We start from the raw sequence: 395 nt of genomic DNA on the forward strand, positions 1-395 counted from the left end.
TGTATTATGTTAATTTTAGAAAAAATTAAAAATTACTGAAGTTCAGCAAGTATTAACTTAGCTTGGACAACTCCATTATTTGCTGATTTTCTAAGCCAGTTTAATGCCTCTACTCGATTCTTCGATAATCCATTACTCCCATTTAAATAGCTTTGACCAATATTGAACTGAGCCGTTGCGTTACCGTTATTTGCCGCTTTAAAATACCATTCAACTGCTTTGGTAGCATCTTTCTGTATACCTCGACCGTACTCATACATTAGCCCAAGGTTATTTTGCGCAGATGGATCGCCCTGAGCAGCTGCCTTGCTATACCATTCAAATGCTTTGACATCATCTTTCTGTACACCTCGACCGTTGAGATACATTAGCCCAAGGGCTCTTTGCGCAGATGG

The 395-nt window shown here is 39.2% G+C and carries 1 protein-coding gene; it reads right to left on the reverse strand.

The window, feature by feature from the left end; genetic code table 11:
* Nucleotides 1–32: 32 nt before the first annotated feature.
* The coding region (locus AVJ20_RS18125; RefSeq protein WP_213066216.1) for a tetratricopeptide repeat protein at nucleotides 33–395 on the reverse strand (363 nt) is incomplete at its 5' end.

The organism is Acinetobacter sp. CFCC 11171 (genome assembly GCF_003268405.1).
In the GTDB taxonomy this organism is placed as follows: Bacteria; Pseudomonadota; Gammaproteobacteria; order Pseudomonadales; family Moraxellaceae; genus Acinetobacter; species Acinetobacter amyesii.